This is a genomic window from Romboutsia sp., assembly GCF_035470145.1.
Classification (GTDB): Bacteria; Bacillota; Clostridia; order Peptostreptococcales; family Peptostreptococcaceae; genus Romboutsia_D.
Genome location: NZ_DATIRC010000031.1, coordinates 1 through 4,278, shown reverse-complemented (window position 1 = coordinate 4,278; position 4,278 = coordinate 1). Strand labels below are relative to the sequence as shown.

The window sequence follows — 4,278 nt, the reverse complement described above, 5'->3', positions numbered from 1 at the left end:
AGTAAATTCATCTGCTAATTTGTCAAATTCAGCGTTATTATATCCACCTATATTATAATTTCCTTTTGATGTATCAGAATGTCCAAGTCCAACTACATTAGTTTGACTTAATTGTGTTCCTGATGACCATCCCCACATAGCCATATCAAAATCTCTGCCTTGTGAAACATCAAATCCTGGCCATACTAATTCGTCAACTGTAGTTGCATCTAATGATGTTATTTTTATTTCTATACCTATTTTACTTAAATCTTCTTTTATCATTTCTGCCATTCTTATTCTAGATGCACTAGAAGAATATACTAAAAGTTCAAAACTTAATTTTTCGCCTTTTTCATTTTCACGTATATTATTTTTATTTAACTTATATCCTTCTTTTTCTAAAATTTCATTTGCTTTATTTACATCATACTTAAATTCTAAATTTTTATTAGCATACTCAAGTTCCTTAGAGAAAAATCCTGGATTTCCAATTTGTGCATATCCTAACATAACTGTATCTATTATTTCTTGCATATTTATAGCCTTTGAAATTGCTTTTCCTATTTCTTTATTATTTAAAATTTCTCTTTCTGTATTAAACTGTAATAACGTTGTTGAAAATCCTGGGCTATTTAAAAGTCCTATGTTCTTATCAGCTTTAAATGTATCTAATAATTCAGGTGATAATCCCATTGTTGTTGTAGCTAACTCCCCTTTTTTTATAGCTTGAAACATTGCTGTTGAATCAGTTATTATCGGCATATATATTTCCTTAGGATTTACAGAACCTTTGAAATATTCATCATTTGCTTCAAATTTATAATACTGCCCAACTTTATATTCTTTAAGTTTGTATATACCACTTCCAATAGTTTCTTTTACTTCTTTAGCATTATCATATTTTTCGTGTATATGCTTAGGAACTATAAATATATTAGTCAGTCCATCAGTTATAAAGTCCATATTACCTTCACTTAGTTTAATAGTGAAATTTAACTCATCTTTAATTTCTACACTCTCTATTATTCTAGCTTTAGCATTTTTTTGTTCTTTAGCGTATTCTAGTGAAAACTTTACATCCTCACTTGTTAAATCTTTTCCATCATGCCATTTTATCCCCTTTGCTAATTTTAATTCATATGTTTTATAATCTTCACTCACCTTGAATCCTTCTTCAACCATCCAAGGTACTACCTTATTATTTTCATCTAGTATAAATAGTTTATCATATATTAAATTTACTAAATCAAGCCCTGGAGCCCCTGTTACATATGTATATGGTGTTATATTATTTTCATCTTTATGAACACCTATAACTAATTTATTTTCCTCCTGCGCAAATACTGCTGTTAATGACAACATAAATACCATTATCGTTGTCAAAATGTTCTTTAATATTTTTTTCATTTGTATTTTTCCTCCCAATTTATAAAGCATATCTTTTTTTAATATAAAAAAAGCCATGAAAGGTATACTATGTATATTACATAGTTAAACACCTTCATGGCTTAATTTCTATTTTAAATTACAAACTCATACTATCATGTTTGAATCTATTTTTCAATATTTTAATACAATTTATTCCAATTTTCATTTCTCTTTTTTCGACAAATATTTTTTTAAAATAGGGTGCAAAGTACCCTATTTCTTACTTTATATAAAATTTAAGTGTTAAATTAAACCATTAAATTGTCTACATAATATTTTCCTTCTTTTTTATACATTTCAGCAAAGGCTATTTTCCCATGATGCGATGCTCCATTTGATAAATAAAGTGCATAGTCAAATTGTTTTTGTGCAGCTTTTCCTTTATCAAGATAGTTATCTAATTCATCCCAATTAGGCACTATTTTTCTCATCGTTTCATCTCCATAATAAGTTTCATAGTGCTTTGCACTAAACTCTAATTGAGATTCTAAAACTTGCATAGCTTGGTTTTTTTCTTCCCAAACATCTGCTATATCAACAACCGTATCATTATCATGAGCAAACATATAATAAACTGTTGGTATTTTACATTTCCCAAATTCAGCTATGCTTTCTTCATCAAAATCTCTACCACATAAAGATAATGCTTCTAATATTAATATCATTGCCATTCTTCTATCTGGATCAAAGTCATGTATACATCCATGTGGATCTTGAGTAATTATTATATCAGGCTTATATTTTCTTATTTCTCTAACTAACTTTTTCTTAGATTCTAAATCACAATTAACATTAAATGATTCAAAATTAGTGTAAGACATTTCTATTCCTAATATTTCACTACTCTTTTTTAAATTTTCTCTCATTCTTTCTCCAGTTAGCATTATTGATGCTATTGATTTACCACCTTGTTTAACATTTTTAGCTAATACTCCTCCACACTCTACTGATTCCATTCCATATACACCTAAAAGCATTATAGTTTTACTCATAAATTTATCCCCCTCGTATAATATGTATTTTAATATACTTAACATTTATATTGATACTATAACAAATCTTCTTTAACTTTAAAGATTTATAATCAAAAACTATAAAAGCCATGAAGAGTAATCTGTGAATTCTCCCACAGTCCTACACCTTCATGGCTTAATTTTAATTATTGAATTTTATTACATTTTAATAGTAGCATAAGCATGTTTTCTTATCAACATTTTTATATTTTATATATATTATTTTAACTTATCTATTATAGCATCCACTATATACTTACTAGCGCATCCATCACCATAAGGATTAGATGCTTTTGACATAGCTTCATATACTTCTTTATTACTTAAAAGCTCGTATGTTAAATTATATATTCTATCTTCATCAACGCCTGCTAACTTTAATGTTCCAGCTTTAATTCCTTCTGGTCTTTCTGTTGTGTCTCTAAGAACTAACACTGGCTTTCCAAGAGATGGAGCTTCTTCTTGTATCCCTCCACTATCTGTCATTATTATATATGACTTGTTTAAAAAATTATGAAAATCCATCACTTCTAAAGGTTCTATTAAATGAATTTTTTTATTGCTTTTAAAAATCTCTCTCGCTATTTCTCTAACCTTTGGGTTTAAATGAACAGGATACACTACCTGAACATCTTCAAATTCATCCACTATTCTTCTTATAGCTTTAAACATGCTTCTCATATTATCGCCTAGATTTTCTCTTCTATGTGCCGTTAATAATATCATTTTATCATTACCTATTTTACTTAATACTTCATGACTATAGTTGTCCTTTATAGTGGTTTTTAACGCATCTATTGCAGTATTGCCTGTTACATATATTTTTTCTTCTTTCTTGCCTTCTTTAAGTAAATTTTCTTTAGATGTATTAGTTGGAGCAAAATACATGTCTGCTACAACATCTGTGATTTGCCTATTTACTTCTTCTGGAAATGGCGAATACTTATTATTTGTTCTAAGCCCTGCTTCAACATGCCCAACGCTAACTTGATTATAAAAAGCTGCTAAAGAACCTGCTAATGTCGTTGTTGTATCTCCATGAACTAATACCATATCTGGTTTTACCTTTTTTATTACTTCATCTAAACTTTCTAGTGCCTTTAAAGTGATTCCTAGTAATGTTTGATTTTCTTTCATTATATTTAAATCATAATCTGGTTTAATATCAAATACATCTAAAACTTGATCTAGCATTTGCCTATGTTGTGCTGTTACACACACTATACTTTCTATTTCATCTCTATCTTTTAGTTCTTTTGCAAGGGGTGCCATTTTTATAGCCTCTGGTCTTGTTCCAAATATAGTCATAATTTTTATTTTCATTATTTCACTACCTTTATAATTTAATTAATATAATGTAGTGTATTCATTTTTTACATTATTAATTATTAAAAAGATATGAAATCTAAAAATTTATCTTTTTAATTTTATATATTTTTTAGTCTTTATAGCATAAAAAATAAGCCTATTTAATTTAGGCTTATTTTTTATTTATATTAAATTTTCATTATCTCTTTCAATTGCAAACTCTGTGTTCATATTTTTATCTTCTATATCTTTATCATAATCTTCTTTGTTATTTGATACTTTTTTATAACTTTTTAATTCTCTAGCTAGGATTATTACAGCTATGCAAGTTGCTATAAAATCTGAAATAGGTTGTGCTAGCCAAACTCCTCTTAATTGTAAGAATCTAGGTAGTATAAGTATAGCTGGTATTAACAGTATCACTTGTCTTAATAAGCTTAAAAACATTGCTATTTTAGCTTTCCCTATGGATTGTATATAGTTACTTCCAGTTATAGATATACCTATTATAGGAATCATAAATAAGTAAATTCTTATACCTTCTACA

3 protein-coding genes and 1 pseudogene are annotated in these 4,278 nt (G+C 27.6%); all 4 read right to left on the bottom strand.

What is annotated here, in order from left to right; genetic code table 11:
* Window positions 1-1,389 (bottom strand): ABC transporter substrate-binding protein (locus VLM92_RS01425; protein WP_325274570.1); only part of this gene is annotated, 1,389 nt, incomplete at its 3' end.
* 269 nt (window positions 1,390-1,658) lie between these two features.
* Entirely contained in the window at window positions 1,659-2,402 is a 744-nt protein-coding gene (locus tag VLM92_RS01420) for a hypothetical protein (protein WP_325274569.1), read from the bottom strand.
* A 240-nt stretch (window positions 2,403-2,642) separates the two neighbouring features.
* Window positions 2,643-3,749, bottom strand: a complete 1,107-nt coding sequence (gene wecB, locus VLM92_RS01415; protein WP_325274571.1) for a non-hydrolyzing UDP-N-acetylglucosamine 2-epimerase — start codon at window positions 3,747-3,749, stop codon at window positions 2,643-2,645.
* Window positions 3,750-3,914: 165 nt separating this feature from the next.
* Window positions 3,915-4,278, bottom strand: a pseudogene (locus VLM92_RS01410) (hypothetical protein); the annotation flags it as partial.

Excerpts from the sequence above, each read along its gene's own strand:
- VLM92_RS01420 (WP_325274569.1), bottom strand. The coding sequence starts at position 2,402 with ATGAGTAAAACTATAATGCTTTTAGGTGTATATGGAATGGAATCAGTA.